Here is a 25,160-nt window from a genome sequence, read left to right as displayed (position 1 = left end):
TCATTAGCTCATTAGATTCTTATGAAAATTGCTTTATATTCACAGAAATACAAGGCGGCCTATCAGCCGCTATTGGCTGCGATCTTCACGGAGCTATTAGCTCACAAAGACCAGATTGTAGTGGAGGCCGACTTATGGCGCTGCTACAAGGGACAACTCTCCGAGGAAGTGAGTGTACAGACCTTCCGCTCGGTAGCCGACCTACCGCCCGATACCAACCTTATGCTCACCATAGGGGGCGATGGCACCATCCTTTGGGCGATGACCTATATACAACACCTACAAATCCCTATATTGGGGATCAATGCAGGGCGTTTGGGCTTTTTGGCAACCATCTCCGAAGGAGAGATCGCCAGCATGTTCGCCAACCTACGTGCAGGACAATATACGGTAGAAAAACGCAGTGTCTTGCAGATTACCGATAGTGATGGCACCCCTATTTCACCGCTGAACTTTGCCCTAAATGAGGTTACGGTGATTCGGCAGAACTCCACAGCGATGATTACTGTAGAGGCCTATCTCAATGGGAAATACTTAACCTCCTATTGGGCAGATGGGCTGATTATCTCTACCCCTACAGGCTCCACAGGATATTCACTCAGTTGTGGAGGGCCAGTAATTATGCCACACTCCAAGACCCTAGTGCTTACCCCCATTGCCCCTCATAACCTCAATGCCAGACCATTAGTAATCCCCGATAATACAGAGATTACCCTACAGATATATAATCGTGAGGGCTGTTATCTGGCCACTTACGATGCCCGCTCTTGCATTCTCCCTTGCAAAACTGCGGTCAAAATCAGCCTAGCCCCCTTTACCCTCTCCACTGTCGTAATGGAAGACAACGATTTCTTTAAGACACTAAGGCATAAACTATTATGGGGAGAAGACAAAAGAAACTAAGAACCCCTTGGAAAGAGCCAAATCTAATGTAGGAATCTCCCGCGCGCTCCTTTACAAGTGTAAGGCAGAGTTCGGCACCATGCTGGATGACTTCTTTTAGGAACTCAAAAAGTCAAAATTATTTTTCAATATGAAAAAAAAGTAGTATTTTTGCCCCTTGGTAAGGGAGTATCTTTGCGATATTCAATAAAAGACTTATTTATCTCTTATTCAAGCTATTAGCTTTTTAAACCTTGAAAAAATGGCAAAATATACAGAAGAAGAACTAAAAGAAGAATTAGAAAACAGCGAGTACAAGTATGGTTTCTATACCGATATAGAGTCAGACACCTTTCCTAAGGGACTCAGTGAAGAGGTAGTTATTGCCCTCTCCAAAAAGAAAAACGAACCCCAGTGGATGACCGATTGGCGTGTGGAGGCCTTCCGTATATGGCAAGCAATGCCTGAACCTCCCCACTGGGCAAATTTGAAATTTGAAACTCCTGATTTTCAAGACATTGCTTACTACTCTGCCCCTAAGAAGAAACCCAAACTCAATAGTTTGGACGAGGTGGATCCCCAACTGATAGAAACTTTCCAGAAGTTAGGCATCTCCCTTGAAGAGCAAAAGCGCTTAGCAGGGGTAGAAGACAAGCCTGCGGTGGCTATGGACGTGGTAATGGACTCCGTATCGGTGGCTACGACCTTTCAGAAGACCTTAGCAGAAAAAGGCATTATCTTTTGCGCTATTTCCGAAGCCATACAGAAACACCCCGACTTAGTACGCAAATACTTAGGAAGCGTAGTGCCTAAGACGGACAACTTCTATGCCGCACTGAACTCGGCTGTCTTTACCGACGGCTCTTTCTGCTATGTACCTAAGGGGGTACGCTGTCCTATGGAACTTTCTACCTATTTCCGTATCAATCAGGCAGGTACAGGTCAGTTTGAGCGTACCTTGCTCATTGTAGATGAGGGAGCTTACGTCTCCTACTTGGAGGGTTGTACCGCTCCTAAGCGCGATGAGAACCAACTCCATGCTGCCGTAGTGGAGCTGATCGCTATGGAGGGAGGCGAGATCAAATACTCTACCGTACAAAACTGGTTCCCAGGAGATAAGGATGGTAATGGTGGAGTGTACAACTTTGTAACCAAGCGCGCCTTGGCCGAGAAGAACGCCAAGATTTCTTGGACTCAGGTGGAGACAGGTTCGGCCATTACTTGGAAATACCCTTCCGTGGTGCTCAAGGGAGATAACTCCATAGGAGAGTTCTACTCCATCGCGGTAACCAATCACTTCCAACAGGCGGATACTGGTACCAAGATGATCCACATAGGCAACAATACCAAATCCACTATTATCTCCAAGGGAATTTCTGCGGGTAGGTCACAGAATAGCTACCGAGGACTGGTAAAGGTTGTGCCCAATGCTAAGAATGCACGTAACTTTTCCCAGTGTGATTCCTTGCTGATGGGCAACAATTGCGGGGCTCATACTTTCCCCTATATAGAGGCAAAAAACCCTACCGCCCAGATAGAGCATGAGGCAACGACCTCCAAGATTGGGGAAGACCAAATCTTCTATTGTAACCAGCGCGGAATAGATACTGAAAAAGCCATCTCACTGATCGTCAATGGTTTTGGAAAGGAAGTACTCAACAAACTTCCTATGGAGTTTGCCGTAGAAGCTCAGAAACTATTAGAGATTTCATTGGAGGGCAGCGTTGGGTAGTGACTAATGACAAATGACGAGTGACAAATGACTAATGACTAATGACTAATGACTAATGACAAATGACAAATGACGAGTGACTAATGACGAGTGACAATCTTTTTATATATTTAAATAATAGTTAAAAAATAGCTATCTATAAAAATAAATCGTAATTTTGCACCCGATTACGTTATGGGGTCGACTGGTTTTGACAGCAAGCCTAAGCATGATGTAAGCACGCCGAGCTATGAGGCTAATGCTCGTTAATCTCTGTTTCAACACTTTAAATGGCGAGAATAACTACGCTCTTGCTGCCTAATCTGAATTATAGTAAGATTGCTGGCTAAGTCCCTACAAGGTAGGGAGGCGAGATGTCTCTGAAAGCCCTTGTTGATGGCTCGTCGCAAAAGAGATACCATTAAAATCAACATGGAACCTTTGGGTGGCTTCTTCCCCTAGGTTCAGCTCTTATAGAAGCTAAGGGTGATGTGGGGCGTTCCCGCTCAGCATTACCACGAAAAACAAACGGGAACTAAGCGTGTAGAAAGCCTTGTGGTTACTTGTTTGGACGAGAGTTCGAATCTCTCCGACTCCACTTTGCGAAAGCCAACTCCTCTCAGGAGTTGGCTTTTGTTTTCTTATTTTTTTTCCTTAATTTTGCCCCCTAAAAAAACAACAACCTTTTGATGGACAAAGTAATTGACGAAACACGGCAAGGCGCCCCTCTCTCTCTCGAAGGCGACGCCAAGAATACCCGTAAGCTCTATATAGAAAGTTATGGCTGCCAGATGAATTTCTCGGACAGTGAAATCGTAGCCTCTATCCTGCATAAGGTGGGGTTCAACACCACTGAGAATCTCCAAGAGGCGGACTTGGTGCTGATCAACACTTGTTCGGTACGTGAAAAAGCTGAGCAGACGATCCGCAAGCGCCTAGAACAGTTCAATGCTGTCAAGCGACACAAGCCTGCTATGAAGGTGGGCGTACTGGGCTGTATGGCAGAGCGCCTCAAGCATCAGTTCTTGGAGGAGGAACATATCGTGGATCTAGTGGTAGGCCCCGATGCTTACAAGGACTTACCCAATCTCTTGGAAGAGGTGGACAATGGTCGCGATGCGGTCAATGTACTCCTCTCTCGCGATGAGACCTATGCCGACATCTCCCCTATTCGTCTCAATAGCAATGGGGTAACCGCCTTTGTTTCTATTACTCGTGGTTGTGATAACATGTGTACTTTCTGCATTGTGCCCTTTACCCGTGGTAGGGAACGCAGCCGAGACCCACACTCCATTATTCATGAGATTGAGGACTTGTGGCAACGTGGTTTTAAGGAAGTTACGCTGCTGGGACAGAATGTGGATAGCTACCTATGGTATGGGGGCGGACTAAAGAAAGATTTTGAGAAAGCTTCGGATATACAAAAAGTTACTGCTGTGAATTTCGCCAAACTCCTTGATATGGTCGCCACGCAGTTCCCTAAGATGCGTATCCGCTTCTCCACGTCCAACCCTCAGGATATGACCTTGGATGTAATCGACACCATGGCTAAGCATCACAATATTTGTAAATATATACACCTCCCCGTACAGAGTGGTAGCAACCGTATCCTCAAGGCTATGAACCGCCTACATACCCGTGAGGAATATTTTGCCCTGATTGACGGCATCCGTCAGCGCATACCCGAATGTGCTATTTCTCAAGATATGATCACAGGCTTTCCTTCCGAAACGGAGGAAGACCACCAAGACACCCTATCACTTATGGAATATGTCAAGTACGACTTCGGCTTCATGTTTGCTTACTCGGAGCGCCCAGGTACCTTAGCAGCCCGTAAGATAGCCGATGATGTACCTGAAGAGGTCAAAAAGCGCCGCCTGACTGAAATCATAGACCTTCAACAAAAGCACAGCCTCTACCGTACCCAAGCCCAAGTAGGAAAAACCGTAGAGGTGCTCATAGAGGGCAATTCCAAGAAATCCGACCAAGAGTGGATGGGGCGCAACACCCAGAATACAGTGGTCGTATTCCCTAAGGAACAATATAAGGTAGGCGATTTTGTCAATGTAAAAATAACCAATTGTACCTCTACCACCCTCATAGGGGAAGCGGTAGGGTATAGCAATATGAACTAATATACATAATCCTATGACAACAAAACTGATACACCCCTATTTCGGTGCCTTAGACACTTGTGCTGTGGAAGGTGTAAGCAAAGATGATTCTTATGATGTGCTTTGGGAACAAGAGATTCCTTACAAAGATAGTATTATCTGGGTATCTTTCTGGTTTTCCAAAGGAGACAACCTCCTGAAAGAGCGCCTAGATGCTTTTGAAGCCTTTATAAAAAACCTACCCAAGAGAGAAGAGCAAGCAAGAAAAGCCCTTATACAATATCTGAAAGAGCACCCAGACTATTTCAATCACTTTAAGGAAAAAACAAAAAAGGCTCCCTGTGATATCGAAACTTTCGTTAGTGAATTAGAGTTAGATATTATTGATTTTTGGTATCCCCAAGAGGAAGAGGCTGATGTAGATATGTATTTTGCACCTTATTATGGAGAAGATGTGGAAGAAGAGGAGGTCATCTCTATACAATTTGCCCTCTCAGGAGAAATTCTTTCTATAGATTGGGAGGAATAATTTTTTTATATAAAGTTTTTTTCATATCTTTGCCTTTCAAATAAAAACAGCTTTTCTTATGGAAAGAAATATAGGAAAGAAAGATAAGCAGATTCGCTTATTATTTGTAATGGTAGTAGCCATCTTAGGCGGATTCAAGCTCATCACCAACGATACAGTAGCCTCCATATTGGCAGTGATTTCTGTTGCTTTTATTGTTACGATCTTGCTGAACTTCTCCCCTATTTATAGGCTTTTTGGCATTAGCACTTATAAAGTGACAAATGACAAGCGACCAATGAATAATGACAAGTGACTAATGACCAATATGTCACTTGTCACTGTTGTTGGCTAATTGGCAAACGAATATACTGTGTCCTTTACCTAAATCATCATATATTTTCTCTATAGTAAGGCCTGCTTGTTCTGCGCAGCGGATCATATCTTGGGAATAGTACATCTTGCTATTGCCATTGGCCATTACCGAAAAGTAAAGACTGATTTGGGTAAGGCAATAAGCGCCTGTTTCATGCCTTTGCCTATCCCAATAGCTCTCCAATATATAGAGGCGGGTATGACTATCCATTGCTTGGGCAGCACGCCTTAGGATATGGGTTACTTGCTCAGGAGAGAAACAATCCAAGAACTGGCTCATCCAAATCACATCAAAGCCTTTGGGAAATACCACCTGTTCATCAAGAAGATTGGCAGGGTATTGCTTAATCCGCTCGGCACCCTTTTTGCCCTCAGTAGCTTTCTGCATCAGGGCGAGCTGCTGGGGTAAGTCCATAATAGTAACCTCTACCTCTGGATTATAACCTACACACTGCAATGCCCAGCGGCCTGTATTGCCTCCTACATCCAAGAGCTTGCCTACAGGGTTAGCAAAGACAATCTCCAATGCCTCTGCAAAAGAGTTATCCGAATAATAATGGTCAAAGGCGAACCACTTCTCTTGAGCCTCTTGAGGAAGCGACGAGAGCCCCTCATAGATTGTTGGCCAACTACCAAACACCTTAAGTCCCTCTGGTTTGCCTTCCTTGAGTGCCTCCTCCATATAAAAAAGACCTTGGTAACACACCTGATGAATAAACTCCATATTAATACGTACCGCATCATCCTTAAGCAAGAACCAGCCTGCCTTGGTCATTAGAAAGCGATCTTCCTTGACAATCACCGTTCCTATAGAAAGAGAGGCTTCCAAGAGTACCTGCACTGCATAAGGCGAAAGCTGCGTTTGCTGGGCTATCTCCTCTTGGGTGAGTCCTTCTGGATGAACGAACAAAGCCTCCAAGATACCGAACTTTACCATAAGGCGTGATACCTGAAAGACAACAGGAGCAAAGGCTATTTCATGAGCTAGGTGCTGTGCCTCTTGGGCTGAAAGCTGCTCTTGGGTATATTGTTTGGCAACAAGCGGGGTCATTTTCATAGGGTTACGTTTATGAAGTGGATTTTCCGAGCAAAAGTACATATTTTTTCAGAAGCGACCAAATTTTATTTGTCAATTAGCTAATTAGACCTCTTGTCTATTGAATGATTATCTAATTAACTAACTTATTATCAAACTATTATTTCTACTTTGTAAAAAAAATCAATTTTACTTTTCGTATTTACAAATAAATTCCTATCTTTGCACTTCATTTAGCATCTTTCCTTTTTAGGTAAAATAAGTGTTATATTAGAGAATAGCAACAATATTAAGAAAGCAAAAAGTTTGCTCTAATACAATGTTTAACATGTTAAAAACATATAATAATGCTTTTTAACTTGTTAAATTACATATTGTTGTGAAAAATTACTTGTATAATTTCAAAAAAAATTGTACTTTAGCCGCGAATTTTCAAAGATTATAAATATAAATTAAATTTCAAACGTATGAAAAGAATTAAAATTTCATTAGCGTCCTTAGCATTGATAGCTACTGTAGGTTCTGTGCAAGCGCAAGATGAAAACAACAAGTGGTCTATAGGGTTTGGAGTAAACACTGTTGACATCCGTAGCCCTCATGACTTTGGTAAATTCCTCAAAGACTGGGGTGGACCAAGTGACTTGAATGTGCTTCCTGCCATTACTAAACTTTCTGTAGCTCGCTACATTGGCGCTGGCTTCTCAGCTGAAGTAGATGGTTCCTTGAACAAAATCAAAAAAGGATTTTGGGGCAAAAGTGAAGACGAATCTTTCTGGGCTGTAAATGCACAAGCTAAGTATGCCCTTAGAAGACTTGTAACTACTGAGTCAGGTTGGTTTGACCCATACTTGAAACTTGGTGCTGGTTATGCTTCTTATACAAGCACATACACTAACGAAGATAGTGGTGTGAAATTACTTGCTGGCGGTGGTATCAACTTCTGGTTCACAGATCACCTAGGTCTTAATGTACAAACTGGTTACAACCACGGTTTCCAAAAAGATGGTACCGACTATTTCCAACACTCTGCTGGTATCGTAATCAAATTTGGTGCTAAAGATACTGACAAAGATGGTATTCCTGACAAAGACGATGCTTGTCCAGATGTAGCTGGTCCTAAAGAATTCAACGGATGTCCTGATACTGATGGTGACGGTATTCCTGATAAAGATGATGATTGTCCAGATGTAGCTGGTCTTAAAGAATTCAACGGATGTCCTGATACTGACGGCGACGGTATTGCTGACAAAGACGATGCTTGTCCTGAAGTAGCTGGTCTTAAAGAATTCAACGGATGTCCTGATACTGATGGTGATGGCGTTCCTGATAAAGATGACAAATGTCCAGATGTAGCTGGTCCTGCTGAAAATGGTGGATGTCCTTGGCCTGATACCGATGGCGACGGTGTACTTGACAAAGATGACCTATGTCCTAACGAAGCTGGTCCTGCAAGCAACAATGGTTGTCCAGAACCTAACGATGATGACCAAAAACGCTTGAACCAATATGCTAAGACTATCTTGTTTGACACTGGTAAAGCTACTATTAAGTTCCAATCTGCTGAAGTATTGAACCAAATCATCAACGTTCTTAAGAAATTCCCTAAGAGCCGTTTCCGTATCGAAGGATACACTGATAGCACAGGTAATAAAGCTAAGAACATTACACTTTCTCAAAACAGAGCTGACGCAGTAAAAATATACCTCATCCAAGGTGGTATCGATCAAAGCCGTCTCGAATCAAAAGGTTATGGCCCTGAAAATCCTATCGCTTCTAATAAGACTAGGAAAGGTAGAGAGCTTAACCGTCGTGTAGAAATCAACCTAATAAAAAAATAGTTTGACACTTCTCAACAAAAAAGGTTACCCCAAAAAGGGTAGCCTTTTTTTATGCTCCTATGTATACCTAATATTATATGTTTTTTACACTCTTATAGGAAAAATTCCTACGAAAATATTTCCTTTTTTGAGAAAAAAAACCTATCTTTGCGTTACTTTTTTATCACTTTCATTTATGAAAAAATATTTTTTTACTTTCGGTGCCTTGCTATTGTCCTCCTCTGTAGCTATGGCGCAAAAAATCAAATTTGAAGAATACGACTTGCCCAATGGGCTTCACGTAATCTTGCATCAGGACAACTCAGCTCCTGTGGTTACTACCACTGTTATGTACCACGTAGGGGCCAAAGATGACCTCCCTGGCAAATCAGGCTTTGCCCACTTCTTCGAGCACCTGCTCTTTGAGGGAACTAAGAATATCCCTAGAAGCCGTTGGTTTGACATTGTTTCTTCCCATGGGGGCGACAACAACGCCTTTACCGATGTAGATAAAACCTACTACTACGAGACCCTCCCCTCCAATAGCCTACAACTTGCCCTCTGGATGGAAGCCGAACGTATGCTACACCCTGTAATTAACCAAATCGGGGTAGACACCCAGAAAGAGGTTGTCAAAGAAGAAAAACGCGAAGGTACTGACAATGTGCCTTACGGAAAAATCATCTACATGCCTGTGGTGCAAAATCACCTCTTCGACAAGCACCCCTACAAGCACCCTACCATAGGAAGTATGGAGGACTTGAACTCAGCTAAGCTCGAAGACTTTATCCACTACAATCAGCGCTATTACAACCCTAACAACGCCGTACTAGTAGTAGCTGGAGACTTCCAAAAAGATCAGGCAAAAAGCTGGATAGAAACTTACTTCGGCCCTATCCAAAACCATGTAGACAAGCCTGTACGCAACTACACTATGGATGCTCCTATCACCCAAACCAAAAAGGTAACCGATTATGATGCCAATATCACCGCTCCTGCCAAAGTGTTGGCTTGGCGTACGCCTAAAATGACCGAGCAAGATGCCCGTGTTATGGACTTCATTCAGGCAATCTTAGCCAACGGAGAAAGCTCTCGCCTCTACAAGAAAATGGTTGAAGAGAAAAAAGAGGTGCTCCAATTCATCTCCTACACTTGTAACTACGAAGATACAGGTATTCTTATGATTGCTGCTGTAGCACAAGATGCGCCTTTGGAACAACTTACCAAGGATATGGACGAGGAAATCACACGCTTACAGAATGAACTTATCTCTGAAAAGGAATACGAAAAGCTCCTCAACCTCTTCGAGACTACTTATGTAGCTACCAACTCCAATGTACAAGGTATCGCTTACTCCCTTGCGATGGATTACACCTTCTTCAAGGACACCAACCTTATCAATAAGGAATTGGATCTTTACCGCAAGGTAACCCGCGAAGACATTCGTCGTGTGGCCAAAAAGTACCTCAATGCAAACCAACGTTTGGAGATCGATTATCTCCCTGAAAAAAAGTCCAACTAAAAAAACACTTCCATGAAAAAAATATTTCTCTCAAGCATTGCCTTGCTTGCCCCTCTTTTCTTGTCAGCACAGATTGACCGCGACAAGATGCCTGAACCCACTCAATTGCCTTCGTTTACCTTGGGTGATCCTTATATAAAGAAGCTCCCTAATGGCCTTACCCTCATGGTAGTGGAAGACCATAAGCTCCCCCAAGTCTCCGTAAGCCTTACCCTTGACCGTCCACCTATCGATGAGACTCAAAAACCAGGGATGTATTACCTTACCTCCGAGCTTATGGGAGGCGGTTCTAAGACCATTTCCAAAGAAGCTTTCGTAGAAGAAGCCGATCGCTTAGGAGCTACTGTATATATCACTGTAGATGGAGGTTCTACCTACTCACTTACCCGCTATTTCCCGCGCGTATTGGAGCTTTTCGCTGATGCGGCTTTACACCCCAACTTCACTCAAGAGGAATTGGACAAGGCTCGCGACAAAGCTATCGCTTCTCTTAAAGCCGATGAAAACAGCGCTCAGAGCATCATCTATCGCCTTAACAGCGCTCTTACCTATGGTAAAAACCACCCTTATGGAAGTTTCTATACCGAAGAATCTCTTAAGAAGATCACTCTTGATGATATTACCAACTTCTATAAGACTTATTTCTCTCCCTCTAGTGCCTATATGGTAGTGGTAGGAGATGTAAATACTGAGGAAGTAGAAAAATTGGTTATGAAAGACTTCCATGACTGGCTTCCTGCTACTCCATTACAGCTAAGCATCCCTACCCCTCGTGATGTACAATACACCCAAGTGAACCTAGTGGATGTGCCTACTGCTGTACAAACCGAAATCAGTGCCTTCAACCTCTATCCACTTAAGATGAGCGACAAGGACTATTTCGCCGTGAGAGTACTCAACCAAATCCTCGGCGGGGACTATGGTAGTTATATCAATATCAACCTACGTGAACAGCATGGCTATACCTACGGAGCACGCTCTTACATGGGTACTAACCGATTTACCTTGGCCAACTTCTTCGTATCAGTCAGGGTACGTAACGAAGTAGCCGCTAAGTCCGTAGTGGAAATCCTCAAGGAAATCAAGCGTATCCAAACAGAGGATGTAAGCGAGCAAAAACTCAAAGAGGTAAAAGGACAGCTTATCGGTAGCTTTGTGATGTCCACCCAATATCCTTCTACCATAGCCAACCTTGCGGTAACTCGTGAGATTCAAAACCTCCCTGCTGACTTTTATAGTAACTACATCAAGAATATAGAAGCCGTAACCGTTGCCGATGTAAAGCGTGCAGCTAACAAGTATATCAAATACAACAACTTGCGCTTTATCATTGTAGGAAAAGCAGACGAGTTTATCAAAGAATTGAAACAACTCAAACATAACGGAAAACCCCTTCCTGTGTTCTACTATGACAAATATGCCAATAAAATCAAATAATAGTGATGAGTGACTAATGACGAGTGACGAGTGACTAATGACAAATACCATAATAGGATTGGTCATTAGTCACTTGTCACTTGTCATTATTTTTGGTACATTTTTTGCTGTCATATTTCAAATCAAATTTTATACAAATGAAATCTTTCTTCACTTTCGCTCTATTAGGGCTATTGCTGACCTCTTGTGCCAGCATACAGGTAAGCTCAGACTTTGACAGCAAAGCACCCTTTGCCCAATACAAGACCTTTGCTTTCTTAAAAGAAGGCATTGACAAGGCAGAAATTTCTGATTTGGACAAAAAACGTATCTTAAGAAGTATCGAGAAACAAATGACTGAAAAGGGCTATACCTTATCGGAAACGCCCGATATTTTCATCAACTTCTTCACCCGCGAGCGCGAACGCCAAGATATCTACCAAAGTGTAGGCATTGGCTGGGGCTGGGGGCCTGTGTGGGGTAGTACCGTACAAGTGGCACCTACCGCTACCGAAGGTATCCTCTTTATAGATATTATTGACGGCAAACAAAAAGACCTTGTCTGGCAAGGCAAGGGCGCAGGTATCCTCTCCGAACGCGCCAACAAAGACGAACAAATAGACAAGTTTGTCAGCGAGATCCTTAAACAGTATCCTCCAAAAGTCAACGACTAGTGACCAATGACTAACGACTAGTGACTAGTGACCAATGATTAGTGACTAGTGACTAACGACTAGTGACTAGTGATTAATGGCTAATTGTTGCATTAGTATGCGGTTTTCAAGTGTTAAATACAGTTAATGCTATTGGTGAAATTTCACATAATCACCCCCTGTTGATAGCGCAACCCCTTGTATTTAAAGGGAAAAGTGCGTTAAAAAAGAAGTTATCAACAAATGAAAAAAAAATAAAAAAATGCTTTTTGTCTCAAAAAAAAGTAGTAACTTGCGCCAAAATTGAACAATTAGAAAATTTTATTTAGAAATGGACATGCAAAGTTTAAAAAGACCTATGTTAGCCTCTCTTTTAGCGGCAACGTTCCTTGTGGGCTGTGGCAGTAAAAATGGTGGTGACAAAAACACTTCTAGTGCTACAGGTTGGAAAATCAATGCTAAAGAAGGTGGCTTTCAATACAACACAAATTTCAAAGAGCAAGTAACTGGACCTGGATTGGTATTCATAGAAGGGGGTACCTTCACTATGGGTAAAGTACAAGACGACGTGATGCATGACTGGAATAACACCCCTAGCCAACAGCACGTACAATCCTTCTATATGGATGAGACAGAGGTTACTAACAAGATGTACATGGAGTACCTTGACTGGCTCAAACAAGTATTCCCGCCTGAGGATAAGGACGGACACTATAAGAATATCTACTTAGGTGCACTGCCTGATACCCTTGTATGGAGAAGCCCTTTGAGTGCCAACGAAACCATGGTTACCGACTACTTGCGTCACCCTGCCTTTGCTAACTACCCCGTAGTGGGTGTAAGCTGGGTACAGGCTGTGCAATTCAGCTCTTGGCGTACCAACCGTGTGAATGAGGCAATCCTCGAACAAGACGGATATATCCAAAAAGGTTCTCGCTACCAAGTAGATGCTGAAAGTACTTTTAGTACTGATACTTACTTAAATACTCCTGAAAACTCTTATGGTAGAAAGGTAACTGAGTTCGCTGGTAAAAAAGCGACCAACAAGGACGGCAATACAACCTATGCAAAACAGACCGAAGGTATTCTCCTTCCTGAATATCGCCTCCCTACCGAAGCCGAATGGGAATATGCAGCCAAATCGCTCAATGGTATCCGTGAATACAACAGTATCCGCGGACGTAAGAAATATCCTTGGGCTGGTCGCTATACTCGTAACGGACGTCGTTCTGTAATGGGTAACCAAATGGCTAACTTCAAGCAAGGCCAAGGGGACTACGGCGGACTTGCTGGATGGAGCGAAGATAGCGGTGATATCACCTCTGCTGTAAAAACATTTGAACCTAATGACTTTGGCTTGTATGATATGGCTGGTAATGTAGCCGAATGGGTAGCCGATATATATCGCCCTCGTGTAGATGACGAACTTAGTGACTTCAACTACTTCCGTGGCAACGTGTATACAAAGAACAAAATCGGTGAAGATGGTAAGTTTGTTGTAATTGATGCACAAACCATTACTTATGATACCCTTAGCAACGGACGTATCTACGCTAAAAACCTTCCTGGACAATTGGCCAAGGTAGCCGTAGACGAGAATGAAACCTATCTCCGTTATAACTTTACTACCGCTGATAACCGTAACTTCCGTGATGGAGACCGCGTATCAAGCAAGGAGTATGCGAAACTTACTCGTGAGAGAACTGAGGCAAGTTTTGATTCGCTCAATGCTAGCCAAAGAGCCAACGTATCTCGTACTATGTATAACTCACCTAACCAAAAGGTTATTCCTGACGGGCAAGGAGGTATCGTAAAAGTATATGACCGCTCTAATGATCGTACCACCCTTGTGGATGACGAATCTCGCGTGTTCAAAGGAGGTTCTTGGAAAGACCGTGCTTACTATATAGACCCAGCACAACGTCGCTTCCTCCCTCAGTATAGCGCTACTGACTACATCGGATTCCGCTGCGCTATGAGCCGTGTAGGTAGTAAATCTAAGAAAGGTAAAACTTCCAGAGGATAATATAAATAAAATTTTCAATTCCATAGATAAAAAGCTGCCCAAAAGGCAGCTTTTTTAGTGACTAGTGATTAACGACTAACGACTAGTGATTGGTGACTAACGACTAGTGATTGGTGATTAATGTGGAACTCAAAACTAAAAATTCAAAACTAAAAACTAAAAAAACTTCTTTACTTTTCTTTGAAAAAGTCGTATCTTTGTGGTTTGGAAATTCATTAAAAAAAATACTATAATCATGAGCACATCTGTAAGTTCCGATACTTCTAAGAAGTTTCAAAATTACATGGTAGAAACGGCTAAAAAACTGCAAAAACGCATCGTACTTCCCGAAGGTGAAGACAAGCGTATCCTTTCAGCAGCGGCAAAACTCGCCGAAGACGGATTGGCTTACCTTACCATTCTTGGAGAACAAAACCAAGTGCTTGCCCGCGTAGACGAATTAGGCCTTAATTGGACTCCTGAACGTATCCAAATCGTCTCTCCTAAGAAAAGCCCTAACTATGAGGCTTATTGGAAGAAACTCTACGAAATTCGCAAGGAAAAAGGCATGACCGAAGCACAAGCCCAAGAGCTTATGCTGGATGTCTCTTACTTCGGTACCATGATGGTATTCATGGGCGATGCCGACGGAATGGTTTCAGGTGCGGTAAACTCCACTGCCCACACCATTCGCCCTTCTTTACAGTTTGTCAAAACTAAGAAAGGGGTAAAGACTGTTTCTTCTGTCTTCTTTATGATCTTGCCTGATCGTGTATTGGTATATGGTGACTGTGCAGTAGTACCTAAGCCTACTGCAGAGCAATTGGCTGAAATCGCGATCACCTCTGCCGAGTCCGCCAAGGCTTTCGGTATAGAGCCTAAAGTAGCGCTCTTGTCCTACTCTTCAGGTACTTCAGGAAGCGGAGAGGACGTAGACAAAGTACGCGAAGCCACTGAGCTGGTAAAGGCACAACGCCCAGACCTACTCGTAGAAGGCCCTATCCAATACGATGCAGCGGTAGATGCTACCGTTGCCAAACAAAAGATGCCAGATTCTCCTGTTGCTGGCCAAGCTACTGTACTTATCTTCCCTGACCTTAACTCCGGAAACATCACTTATAAGGCCGTACAGAGAGAAACACACTCTATCGCTATAGGCCCTATGCTACAAGGCTTACGCAAGCCTGTAAACGACCTTAGCCGTGGGGCTACTGTAGCGGATATTTACAATACAGTACTTATCACTGCTATCCAAGCAGGAATGCAAGAATAATTTGTTTTTCTATCATGTTACACAAAGAGAGAGGCTGCCCGTGGGGCAGCCTCTCTTGTTAAATGTTATAATCATCTATTAAAACTGATCATGAGGAAAATCCAATGCCTTTATTTTATCTTTGTATAATGGAGCTGCTATATTCTTATAATCATCTACTTTTTCAGAGAAAACATAGATATTTTGTATAGGTGTTTGTACAAAAACACTATTACCTATAGCAAAAGCTGTTTTATTACGGATAATAATGCTATGTAAGCTAGCACAGTTACCAAAGGCTGCATTCCCCAAGCTATTTACACGTTCAGGCAAAATCACTGTATATAATTTTACACAAGTTGAAAATGCTCCATCACCTATAGAGGTTACAGACTCAGGAATTTCAATGATTTGTAAGCGTACACAACCTTCGAAGGTACCATTTTCTATCCTAGTAATTCCTTCAGGAAGTTCTACAGATTTTAATCTATCACACATTCTAAATGCTGAGTTTCCTATCTCTGTTACTTTATCGCCAACAATAATAGTAGTAAGCTGATAATTAATATTATTAGCTTGTTTATCAAAAGCTGCACTTCCTATCTTTGTTACTTCTCTCAATCTAGGATCCGCATTCATATCTATATGGCGAGTTTTCGGATTAAGCCATTTTACTAAAGTCTTTCCATCTTCACTAAGCTGATAGTCTGCCGATAGTATTTGGTTGGTTCCTAAATAGATTCCTGTAGTAGGCCAGCCTGCATCGGTTTTAGGGCCGTAGAAGATCTTAGCCGCTTTGTCTATAAAATAGTCTCCTTTTACCCCATCTGTAGCTTGAGGTGCACGGTCTTCGGCTAAGATTTTGGAACCAGCGGCACCATTTTGACCATTAGTGCCATTTTGACCAGGGGTTCCCTGTTCTCCACGAGCGGGTTTACCTGTATCACGATTATCTACCCACCAGTTGCCATTAGGTCCTATATAGGGCGTAAAACCATTATTGCCATCGCGCCCATTAGTTCCTGGAATACCTCTTTCTCCTTGTGCTCCACGAGCGGGCTTACCTGTATCTTCATTTCCTACCCACCAGTTGCCATTATCTCCAATGCGTGGTGCAGCTCCATTTTGACCATCACGACCAGGTTGGCCATCTTGACCTTTTTGCCCTTGGGTACCACGAGCAGGCTTACCAGTATCTTCATTTCCTATCCACCAATTACCATTGTCACCAATGCGTGGAGTGGTTCCATTCTGACCATCACGCCCAGGTTGGCCATCTTGACCTTTCTGCCCTGGGGCACCTTGTGCTTTTACACCTAAGTCAGTATTACCTACCCACCAATTACCATTCTCTCCTATACGTGGAGATTCCCCATTAGTCCCATTTTGGCCATCACGCCCAGGTTGGCCATCTTGGCCATTCTGTCCGTCCTTACCATCTTTTCCATCCTTACCAGGCAACCCTTTGAGGTCAAGAGAGGGTTCGCCCCATGCTCCTTGAGTTTTAGGGCCGTAGAGTTTGGCATTTGTTAAATCTAAATAATAATCTCCGTCCTCTCCCTTGCCATTGTCTGGCTGGCCTTGCCCTGAGAGTATAGGGCGACTTTGAGAGACAATCTTCTCGCGAATTACCTCTGCTTCCTTACTACAGCTAGCAATTAACACACTCGCTACCAATAGGGTAGATAAATACTTTCTCATTGTTTTATAATTTATATCTATAATTGTTTATTTCGGGCGCAAAGATACGATTTTCTATTTATTGAAAAAAATTAACTTTTCAACAAAAATCAGTGGTTAGTTGTTAGCAATTAGTTGTTAGCTTCTAACCACTAATCACTAAAATACTGCTACGGCACGTACAGGAGAACCTGTGGCTTTTCTCCAGTGCGGAAAAGCAATAGCGATGACAGCCCCTATAGCAGGACATTGGTCTAAGTTTGCCATATTTATGCCTTTCGTCCCTACAACAAGGCTAAAAACTCAGCACTACCCCATATAGTGGGGTACCATCCCAAGCAGTGGAGCTGGAGAGGTTCCACTGGTACTTCTGGGCTGTTTTGAACCGATAATCGGAGGTTTCAATACGTGATTTGGCAATATTCTTCCCAATAAGATACCCCATAAAGAGTGCTATAGGATAGTCCGAAGCCCAATGTACTTTGCTCTGCATCATCTCAAAGGACATAAGCGCCAAAGCGGTATAGCTCACGGGCTTGATCCACTTATAGTCCTTATAGTTCTCTGCCAATACGGTAACAGCTGCCATGGCTGTGGTCAGGTGTCCCGAAGGCATAGCATCGTAGCGGGAGGTGTTGTGCTGGTACTCCGCTATGCTGGGAGCAAACCTCCAAGAACTATGCCAATTTCCTTCTCTTTCAGTAATAAATGGACTTTCCCTGCCTGTGAGGCGCTTGATAGGTTGTACAAATACGCCCGTAACGAGTATACTCTCAATGAGTTGCATTGCGGTACTTTTAGCCCTATAATCATCGGTAATCAGTCCATAGGTAGCCAATCCCCCACTGATAATGATAAAGGTAGTACCATTACCTATGAAATACAAGGCCGAATTGACATCGGCTGGGACGATCTTGAGGAAACCTAATTTCTTATAAGTATGCGCCTCATTTAGTCCCATGCTTTCACCAAAACTACGGCTCTCTCGAATCAGCCAAGGGTCGGCAGGAATAAGAGCAGCAGTAGCTCCCAATGCCGCAAGCCCATACGGATAATAAGGCTTAGCCACAAAATCCTTGAGGGTATTAAGGGCATTGCGGGGCGCCTTATTAACCAAATCCCAAAGCTTTGGTTTTTGATAGGTAAAATAGAGATCAGGTTCTATCTGATAATGAGCCCCATCGATTTCTTTAGGTATCCAATTTTCGTCTACAGGAATGGTATCAGACAAAGCCCCCATCACGGCCTCCTGTGCAGTCATGGTATTGATACAGAGAAGAGAGAAGAATAAAAGGAGAGTAAGGGCGAATTGACATTCGCCCTTACGTTGTTTGTTATTAGTCATTGGTCGTTTGTCACTATTTAAGGATTCCCTTTTTGATAAGTGCTTCAGCAATCTGGATGGTGTTAGTGGCAGCCCCTTTGCGGAGGTTATCTGCTACCACCCATAGGTTGAGGGTTTTAGGCTGAGACTCATCGCGACGTACACGACCTACAAACACCTCGTCCTTGCCATGTACATAGATAGGCATAGGGTAGGTATTGGTATCGGTATTGTCTTGCAAGACTACCCCTGGGGCATGTGCCAAGAGCTTGCGCACCTCAGCCAAATCATACTCTTGCTCAAACTCCACATTGACTGACTCACTATGGCCGCCTACTACAGGAATACGTACTGCCGTAGCGGTAACTTGTATGGAGTCATCGGCAAAGATTTTTTTGGTTTCTCTAACCAATTTCATTTCCTCCTTGGTATAGCCATTTTCCTCAAACACATCGCAGTGAGGAATAGCATTGCGATGGATCGGATAGTGGTACGCCATAGGCCCTTCTATGCCCTGATATTCGTTTTCCAACTGCTTTACGGCTTTCACCCCTGTTCCTGTGATAGACTGATAGGTAGAGACCACAATACGCTTGATACCAAATTTGCGCAAAGGTGCCAAAGCCACAAGCATTTGGATCGTAGAGCAGTTCGGATTGGCAATAATCTTATCCTCTGCGGTAAGCACATCGGCATTGATTTCGGGGATCACGAGCTTCTTAGTCGGATCCATACGCCAAGCCGAAGAGTTATCCACCACTACGGTACCCACTTGGGCAAACTTAGGTGCCCATTCCTTAGAGGTATCGCCCCCTGCAGAGAACAAAGCCACATCGGGCTTGAGGGAGATGGCTTGGGTCATACCCACTACTTTATATTCCTTCCCCTTGAAGGTAATGGTTTTTCCTACCGATTTCTCGGAGGCTACAGGAATGAGTTCTGTTACTGGAAAATTGCGCTCGGCCAAGACTTCCAGCATCACATTGCCTACCAGTCCGGTAGCGCCTACTACGGCTACTTTCATAATATTTCTTTTTTATGTATAATCAGGCAAAAGTAGGAATTTTTTCTCTGACAAACAAAATATTTCTTTTATTCTTTTAAAAGATGTAATTTTGCACCCTGAAATATGCAACAACATCATGCGGACAAAATCCATCAAACAAAATAAAATCAATGTCGTTACCTTAGGGTGCTCCAAGAATGTATATGATAGTGAGGTACTTATGGGACAACTCAAGGCCAGTGGCAAAGAAGTAGTACATGAGGACAAAGGAAACATCGTGGTAATCAACACCTGCGGCTTTATCAATAATGCCAAAGAAGAAAGTATCAACACCATTCTGGAATATATCCAAAAGAAAGAAGAAGGCCTTGTGGATAAGGTTTTTGTTATGGGCTGTCTTTCAGAGCGTTACAAACCTGATTTGCAGAAAGAAATACCCGATGTGGATCAATATTTTGGTACCACAGAACTCCCTGCGCTGCTCAAGGTATTGGGTGCCGACTACAAGCACGAGCTCATAGGCGAGCGCCTAACGACTACGCCTAAGAATTACGCCTACCTAAAGGTATCCGAGGGTTGCGATCGCCCTTGTAGCTTCTGTGCCATTCCCCTGATGCGCGGTAGCCACAAGAGTATCTCTATAGAGAATTTGGTCGTGGAGGCTGAAAAATTGGCCAAAAAAGGGGTTAAAGAGTTGATTCTTATCGCACAGGACGTCACCTACTATGGTTTAGACCTATACGGCGAACGCAAATTGGCCGACCTACTCCGCGCCTTGGTCAAGGTAGAGGGGATAGAGTGGATTCGCATTCACTATGCTTTCCCCACTGGTTTCCCTAAGGACGTGCTTACTGTGATGAAAGAGGAGCCTAAGATATGCAAATACTTGGATATTCCGCTCCAGCACATTGCTGACCCTATCCTCAAGAGCATGAAGCGCGGCACCACCCAAGCCAAAACTACCCAGCTGCTCAAGGACTTCCGCGAAGCTATGCCTGAAATAGCCATTCGTACCACCCTGATTGTAGGCTATCCAAACGAGACAGAGGAAGATTTTGAACTGCTTAAGGAGTTTGTTCGCCAGATGCGTTTTGAGCGTTTGGGCTGTTTTACTTATAGCCATGAGGAGAATACCGCTGCCTATGAGCTGGAGGACAATATACCTGAAGAAGAAAAACAACGCCGTGCCTCCGAGATTATGGAAATACAATCCCAAATCTCTTGGGAGCTCAACCAAGCCAAGGTAGGCAAGACTTTCCGTTGCCTTATTGACCGCAAAGAGGGGCAGTACTTTGTAGGTCGTACCGAGTACGACTCCCCCGACGTGGATAACGAAGTCCTTATAGATGCCGCCAAGCACTATGTGAAAATAGGCGACTTTGCCGACATCTTAATTACAGAGGCTACCGATTTTGACCTATATGGTACACCAGTGAAAAGTGAATAGTGAAAAATGAAAAGTTTGTATAATTCCATACTATTACTGCTTGTACTTTTGAACAGTTGTAGGCTTCAAAGGGAGGCGCCTGTCAATGAGGAACCTACCCTTTTTAGCAGGCTGGGGGATAGTGACTTTTGGAAGGAGTGCTACTTAGAGACTTTTTGGAAAGAGGAAAAAGCAAAGTTTTTGAAATACTTTTATGAGGCTCCCTTAATTGATGAGCAGGATATCGCTCTTTTGCAATCCTTTATCAAGCCATGGTTGGATTTTTATCATATTGACCTTCATGAGGCGCGACTTACTCGTACAGAAGCGCATGTCCCTATCAATGCAGGGCAAGATAAGGAAAGTCTCTATTACCACCCTTTTGAGGCCGCAGATGATGTAGGTGATGATCTGTGTAACCTGTATTCCCCTGATAAGATGCGCTATGTCAATGAGTACAAAGGATGTGAGATCTCCGATGGCAAACTTTCTTTTAACATGGATGACAGTCAGAACATCAATCTCACTGACCGAAGGCTGCGTCACCATACCATGATCCTCTTTTTAGGTTCGCTTGAGGTATCTCATGATGTGTTTTGGAAGGATAACGATGTCTTTGCTATTGTTGGCTATTCAGAGGCTACCCTTAACGAATACTATATCTACCTTTTTGATATAAAAAATAGCCTTGTCAAGAAATATGAGATCCTTGACAATGGCTATACGCCTACTACTTACTACCCCTCCAATACTATCAAAAAAGCAATAGCTAAGGGCTATACATATAGTGACAAGTGACTAGTTATTAGTTGTTTGTCACTTGTCACTATTAAAGTCTTCCTCTGTATAATTCAGAAAATAGTCCAAGCCTATGACAGTTTGATACTCTTTGGGGAGCTTAGTCAGGTGTATTTCTTTTTCCTTGGTAGAACCATAGAGATTCCTACCCTTTAGGAATGTTTTACCCTTAGTGGTTGGATCGGGTAGGATATATTCCAAGGTATCCAACGCCTCTCCACGCCAACGATATTTATACAGCTCCACATGACCAGGCCAGCCATAACCTATCCCACGAACAAGATGCTCTTTAGGATAAAAAGTAGGGTTTATCAGTTCTATATAGGAAAGTTGTCCCTCCTTTTTCTCTGGGGAGAGGTAGAGGTAATAAACATCTCTCCTACAGCAACCCGAAGAAGGATAGAATCTCAGTGCAAAATCCTTAATCCCATCTCCATTGGCATCAAAGATAGTATCACTTGGGTCGGCCAGTAAAGGAAGACTCTCCGAGACTTTCTCCCTTACTGTACCTTTATGAAGGTCATACAGGTTTATCAAAGTCTCTGCTTGATCAAATGCATGAATAACCGCATAATAAGCCCCTTCAGTATATTTTCCCACCTTAATAGCAACCCCGATAGGAGCGTACCCCTCTTCTGCTGTATCAAAATCATAGGTATATTCCCCCTCCTTCCCATAAAGAGAATCTCTTATTTTCTGGAGCGCATCTGTCATGGCTTCCTTTAGGCGGCGTTCGTCTACATTCTCAGTGTCTTTCACTACAACAAGTGTATCTGAAACTTCCTCAGTAGAAAGCTCCTTTTGCTGCTTGGGGGAAGAGACGCACCCTATAAGCATAAGAAAAGAAAGAAAGCAGCTATATTTCATAAGATAGGCAGAAAAAATAATATGCCGACAAATATACAAAAAAATTTCAGCAAACGCCTTTTATTCATGATTTTTTTGTAATTTTACGGCCGTTTTATGTATTACGTATTTTTATGGATAAAAAGAAATTTTTGACCCTCACCACCACTGGGTTTGCGCTTTTTGCGATGTTTTTCGGGGCAGGTAACTTAGTGATTCCCCCCTATATAGGACTGAAGATGGGAGCGGCCAGTGGCGCGGCCTTTGTGGGCTTTTTCCTTTCAGGCATCTTTATCCCTTTCTTAGCGGTGCTGATGGTCAGCTCTGTAGGTACCACTTTCAGCGACTTAGGCAAGCGATTTCCTGCGCCTTTTGTCAATAGTTTGGTAGTGCTGACCATCGTGGTTTTTGGCCCTATTGTATGCGTACCTCGCTCAGGCTCCACCACTTATGAGGTAGCGATAGAGCCTTTTTTCCCCGCGGTAGGCAAGATCACCTTTGGAGCAATCTTCTTTGCCATTACCCTGTTTCTGGCCTTATCTCGTTCCAAATTGGTAGATATCATAGGGCGTTGGCTGACCCCGATACTATTCCTTTCCCTGATTGTCCTAATCGTAGAAGGTACTATGAATGCTCCCAAGGGACTCTCCGATAATGGAGTAGGATTCAGAGAGGCTTTTACCTTTGGCTTTTCCACAGGTTATCTCACTTTGGACGTGCTTTCAGGGGTGATTTTCTCAGGACTGATTATCTCGGCTATCATACAGAAGGGTTATAGTTCAGAGCGACAAAAACGAGAGATTACCATTCTTTCGGGTATCATTGCCGCAGGATGCTTGATATTTATCTATGGAGGTTTGCTGTATCTGGGGGCTACTTCCGATGTGGTTGCAGGAGAGAATGTCAAGTATATAGATATCCTCAAGCACATAGCCCACAATGGTTTGGGTAGCTATGGAGCGGTCATTATTTCAGTAGCGGTAGCCTTCGCCTGCCTGACTACAGCTGTGGCTATTGTCTCTGCTATGGGGGCGATATTTGAGACCCTCAGTCATGGACGTATTCCTTACCACTGGGGTGTATGGGCATGCTGTATTGTGTCCTTTGTGCTCTCCATCCAAAGTGTAGATGAGATCATCCACTATGCGGGTTATATCCTTGATTTCGTATATCCTATTACCATTGCCCTGACGCTCTTTATGCTCTTATTCGGCAAGCGGGTAAAGGCAAAGGCTCCTTATATCATAGGCGTGAGTTTTACAGCGGTTTTTTCAGCGATATTTGTTATAGGTAACCTTGTAGGCAGCGAAACCCTCAAATCCGTACAAATGAGCCTTCCTTTAGCTCAATACCATATAGAATGGCTGTTGCCTGCTTTTGCTGTATTTGGAATCACTTATTTAGTGACAAACGACAAGTGACTAATGACTAATGACTAATGACTAATGACTAGTGACTAGTGACTAATGACTAGTGACTAATAATAAAACTAAGGCCAAGGAGAGGTTCTCTTTGGCCTTTTTTTAATGACAAATTATAATCCCTGCTTTATAAGGCTCATTACATATTCCAAATGTTTGGTATCGGAGACTACTATTTGATAATCTCCATTACCATGATGCCCTAATTCAGAAATATCTTTAGTAAGATTCTTAGGATCTTCCAAATCTCCTTTCTTTACATTGATAAAGATTTTTAGGCCTTTACTCAAAATCTGGATATCTGCAATATTCTTTCTATCTTTTTTAAAAGCAATATATATTTTCTTAGGGACAACCACTATTTCTGGAGAAAGATTTAAAATAGCTTGCTTGAAATCATTATAGAGTTCTATGACCTCTTCTGTTTTTCCTTGGTAGAAATCTTCCTCTTCATAAGTTTTAATTTCCTTAGTAATTTCGGATAACTCAGTATCCTTTTCTGATGTTGAGGTAAGCTTTATGCTGGGAGCTGCTTGTGATTTCTGAACTCCATCTATAACAATGATGTTATTCTCAAATCGCTTTACCTCCCATAATTCTATATTCAAGTCCTTGAAATCCACTGCTTGTTTCTGTGTCTGATTAAAGGCGGGACTTACAAACACAATTTTACTTTGTGACCAATCCACTTCATTCTTTTTAAGGCTTTTATCCAATGCCTCATTGTATTCTAATACAAAATCTGCTTTATATTTAAGCAATGTATTAAGATAAGCCACACCTTGATCAAAAACACTATAGTTATGACCTCGCTTATATTCTATAATAACAAAAGCTCCGTTTTCTATATCAAAGGCAAGTGTATCTATACGCTGATTTTGAATAGAAAACTCTGACTTTACCAACTCTAATCCTGTTATTTGAAATAAATTCTTTTCAAATAATTGCTGTATCTCCTTTTCTAACTTGAAAGGAACTTCTCTGAGGTCTAACAAAGAGGATTTGTTATCTTGAAATAATAGCATCTTAAATAATCAATTGATTAGTAATATCTTATATAGGCACGAGCTACAAGCTCGCGCCAGCAAAGGGGTATGCAGTGGTTAGCGGTTAGTGGTTAGTAATTAGTGGTTAGTGATTAGTAGTTAGAAAAAATAGTAAAAAACCGAACTATTCAAAAGAATAATTCGGTTCTTGTAAAGAAGGCGGCGACATACTCTCCCACAAATTGCAGTACCATCTGCGCTAAAAGGTTTAACTTCTCTGTTCGGAATGGTAAGAGGTGAGACCTTTCGCTTTAACCACCTTAAATTTTTAGTGATTAGTGAAAACTAATAGTGAATAGTTCTTCACCACACTTGTATTTTA

Annotated in this window: 19 protein-coding genes, 1 rRNA gene, 1 other RNA gene and 1 pseudogene; 15 read left to right on the top strand and 7 right to left on the bottom strand. The window is 42.8% G+C overall.

Features of this window, described 5'->3' with window-relative positions:
- The first annotated feature begins 21 nt into the window (after window positions 1-21).
- From HMPREF1154_RS10715 to HMPREF1154_RS10695, 6 genes are all read left to right on the top strand, one after another.
- Window positions 22-903, top strand: coding sequence for an NAD kinase (locus HMPREF1154_RS10715; RefSeq protein ID WP_009642618.1), 882 nt, complete (start codon window positions 22-24; stop codon window positions 901-903).
- A gap of 241 nt (window positions 904-1,144) precedes the next feature.
- Window positions 1,145-2,614 carry a Fe-S cluster assembly protein SufB gene (gene sufB, locus HMPREF1154_RS10710; protein WP_009642596.1) on the top strand — a complete coding sequence of 490 codons (1,470 nt, stop codon included), beginning with the start codon at window positions 1,145-1,147 and terminating at the stop codon, window positions 2,612-2,614.
- Window positions 2,615-2,790: 176 nt separating this feature from the next.
- Window positions 2,791-3,194, top strand: a transfer-messenger RNA (tmRNA) gene (ssrA, locus tag HMPREF1154_RS13215).
- A gap of 88 nt (window positions 3,195-3,282) precedes the next feature.
- Window positions 3,283-4,728 carry a tRNA (N6-isopentenyl adenosine(37)-C2)-methylthiotransferase MiaB gene (gene miaB, locus HMPREF1154_RS10705; RefSeq protein WP_009642601.1) on the top strand — a complete coding sequence of 482 codons (1,446 nt, stop codon included), beginning with the start codon at window positions 3,283-3,285 and terminating at the stop codon, window positions 4,726-4,728.
- Window positions 4,729-4,741: 13 nt separating this feature from the next.
- Window positions 4,742-5,236: a hypothetical protein gene (locus HMPREF1154_RS10700; RefSeq protein ID WP_009642625.1), complete on the top strand. Its 495-nt coding sequence runs from the start codon at window positions 4,742-4,744 to the stop codon at window positions 5,234-5,236.
- 58 nt (window positions 5,237-5,294) lie between these two features.
- Window positions 5,295-5,531 (top strand): YgaP family membrane protein, encoded by a 237-nt coding sequence (locus HMPREF1154_RS10695; protein ID WP_009642630.1) that lies wholly within the window; start codon window positions 5,295-5,297, stop codon window positions 5,529-5,531.
- A 15-nt stretch (window positions 5,532-5,546) separates the two neighbouring features.
- Here the strand turns inward: HMPREF1154_RS10695 and HMPREF1154_RS10690 are convergent, their stop codons facing one another.
- On the bottom strand, window positions 5,547-6,647 hold the full coding sequence (locus HMPREF1154_RS10690; protein WP_009642597.1) for a methyltransferase: 1,101 nt from the start codon (window positions 6,645-6,647) through the stop codon (window positions 5,547-5,549).
- 446 nt (window positions 6,648-7,093) lie between these two features.
- Here HMPREF1154_RS10690 and HMPREF1154_RS10685 point away from each other — a divergent pair, with 446 nt between their 5' ends.
- From HMPREF1154_RS10685 to pta, 6 genes and pseudogenes are all read left to right on the top strand, one after another.
- Window positions 7,094-8,464, top strand: a complete 1,371-nt coding sequence (locus HMPREF1154_RS10685; RefSeq protein ID WP_009642610.1) for an OmpA family protein — start codon at window positions 7,094-7,096, stop codon at window positions 8,462-8,464.
- Window positions 8,465-8,639: 175 nt separating this feature from the next.
- Window positions 8,640-9,965, top strand: coding sequence for a M16 family metallopeptidase (locus HMPREF1154_RS10680; RefSeq protein ID WP_232211996.1), 1,326 nt, complete (start codon window positions 8,640-8,642; stop codon window positions 9,963-9,965).
- 12 nt (window positions 9,966-9,977) lie between these two features.
- Entirely contained in the window at window positions 9,978-11,402 is a 1,425-nt protein-coding gene (locus tag HMPREF1154_RS10675; RefSeq protein WP_009642626.1) for a M16 family metallopeptidase, read from the top strand.
- 137 nt (window positions 11,403-11,539) lie between these two features.
- Window positions 11,540-12,055, top strand: coding sequence for a DUF4136 domain-containing protein (locus HMPREF1154_RS10670; protein ID WP_009642614.1), 516 nt, complete (start codon window positions 11,540-11,542; stop codon window positions 12,053-12,055).
- Between the two features lie 337 nt (window positions 12,056-12,392).
- A complete protein-coding gene (gldJ, locus tag HMPREF1154_RS10660; protein WP_009642602.1) occupies window positions 12,393-14,060 on the top strand; it encodes a gliding motility lipoprotein GldJ in 1,668 nt (555 codons plus the stop codon).
- A 217-nt stretch (window positions 14,061-14,277) separates the two neighbouring features.
- Window positions 14,278-15,312: pseudogene (gene pta / locus HMPREF1154_RS10655) on the top strand (phosphate acetyltransferase); the annotation flags it as partial.
- Between the two features lie 78 nt (window positions 15,313-15,390).
- Here the strand turns inward: pta and HMPREF1154_RS10650 are convergent.
- The 3 genes from HMPREF1154_RS10650 to HMPREF1154_RS10640 form a co-directional block, all read right to left on the bottom strand.
- The gene (locus tag HMPREF1154_RS10650; RefSeq protein WP_009642611.1) at window positions 15,391-16,992 is read right to left on the bottom strand and encodes a collagen-like protein; all 1,602 of its coding nucleotides are present in this window, start codon (window positions 16,990-16,992) and stop codon (window positions 15,391-15,393) included.
- A gap of 274 nt (window positions 16,993-17,266) precedes the next feature.
- Window positions 17,267-18,316, bottom strand: a complete 1,050-nt coding sequence (locus HMPREF1154_RS10645; protein ID WP_009642607.1) for a phosphatase PAP2 family protein — start codon at window positions 18,314-18,316, stop codon at window positions 17,267-17,269.
- A gap of 13 nt (window positions 18,317-18,329) precedes the next feature.
- The gene (locus HMPREF1154_RS10640; protein WP_009642617.1) at window positions 18,330-19,319 is read right to left on the bottom strand and encodes an aspartate-semialdehyde dehydrogenase; all 990 of its coding nucleotides are present in this window, start codon (window positions 19,317-19,319) and stop codon (window positions 18,330-18,332) included.
- Window positions 19,320-19,437: 118 nt separating this feature from the next.
- On the opposite strand from HMPREF1154_RS10640, the gene rimO reads away from it, so the two are divergent.
- Both rimO and HMPREF1154_RS10630 read left to right on the top strand, forming a co-directional pair.
- Window positions 19,438-20,748: a 30S ribosomal protein S12 methylthiotransferase RimO gene (gene rimO, locus HMPREF1154_RS10635; RefSeq protein ID WP_034567387.1), complete on the top strand. Its 1,311-nt coding sequence runs from the start codon at window positions 19,438-19,440 to the stop codon at window positions 20,746-20,748.
- 6 nt (window positions 20,749-20,754) lie between these two features.
- Window positions 20,755-21,525 (top strand): hypothetical protein, encoded by a 771-nt coding sequence (locus HMPREF1154_RS10630; protein WP_009642622.1) that lies wholly within the window; start codon window positions 20,755-20,757, stop codon window positions 21,523-21,525.
- 18 nt (window positions 21,526-21,543) lie between these two features.
- On the opposite strand, the gene HMPREF1154_RS10625 is transcribed toward HMPREF1154_RS10630, so the two are convergent.
- Complete coding sequence (locus tag HMPREF1154_RS10625; protein WP_198004487.1) at window positions 21,544-22,362, bottom strand: hypothetical protein; 819 nt, start codon at window positions 22,360-22,362, stop codon at window positions 21,544-21,546.
- Between the two features lie 143 nt (window positions 22,363-22,505).
- Here HMPREF1154_RS10625 and brnQ point away from each other — a divergent pair, with 143 nt between their 5' ends.
- Window positions 22,506-23,792 (top strand): branched-chain amino acid transport system II carrier protein, encoded by a 1,287-nt coding sequence (brnQ, locus tag HMPREF1154_RS10620; protein WP_009642609.1) that lies wholly within the window; start codon window positions 22,506-22,508, stop codon window positions 23,790-23,792.
- A gap of 113 nt (window positions 23,793-23,905) precedes the next feature.
- Here brnQ and HMPREF1154_RS10615 read toward each other — a convergent pair whose 3' ends face one another.
- Both HMPREF1154_RS10615 and rrf read right to left on the bottom strand, forming a co-directional pair.
- A complete protein-coding gene (locus HMPREF1154_RS10615) occupies window positions 23,906-24,817 on the bottom strand; it encodes a DUF5655 domain-containing protein (RefSeq protein ID WP_009642603.1) in 912 nt (303 codons plus the stop codon).
- Between the two features lie 175 nt (window positions 24,818-24,992).
- Window positions 24,993-25,101, bottom strand: a 5S ribosomal RNA gene (rrf, locus tag HMPREF1154_RS10610).
- Between the last annotated feature and the right edge of the window lie 59 nt (window positions 25,102-25,160).

The sequence above is a fragment of the Capnocytophaga sp. CM59 genome, from assembly GCF_000293175.1.
GTDB lineage: Bacteria > Bacteroidota > Bacteroidia > Flavobacteriales > Flavobacteriaceae > Capnocytophaga > Capnocytophaga granulosa.
This window is presented reverse-complemented; position numbering and strand designations above follow the sequence as displayed.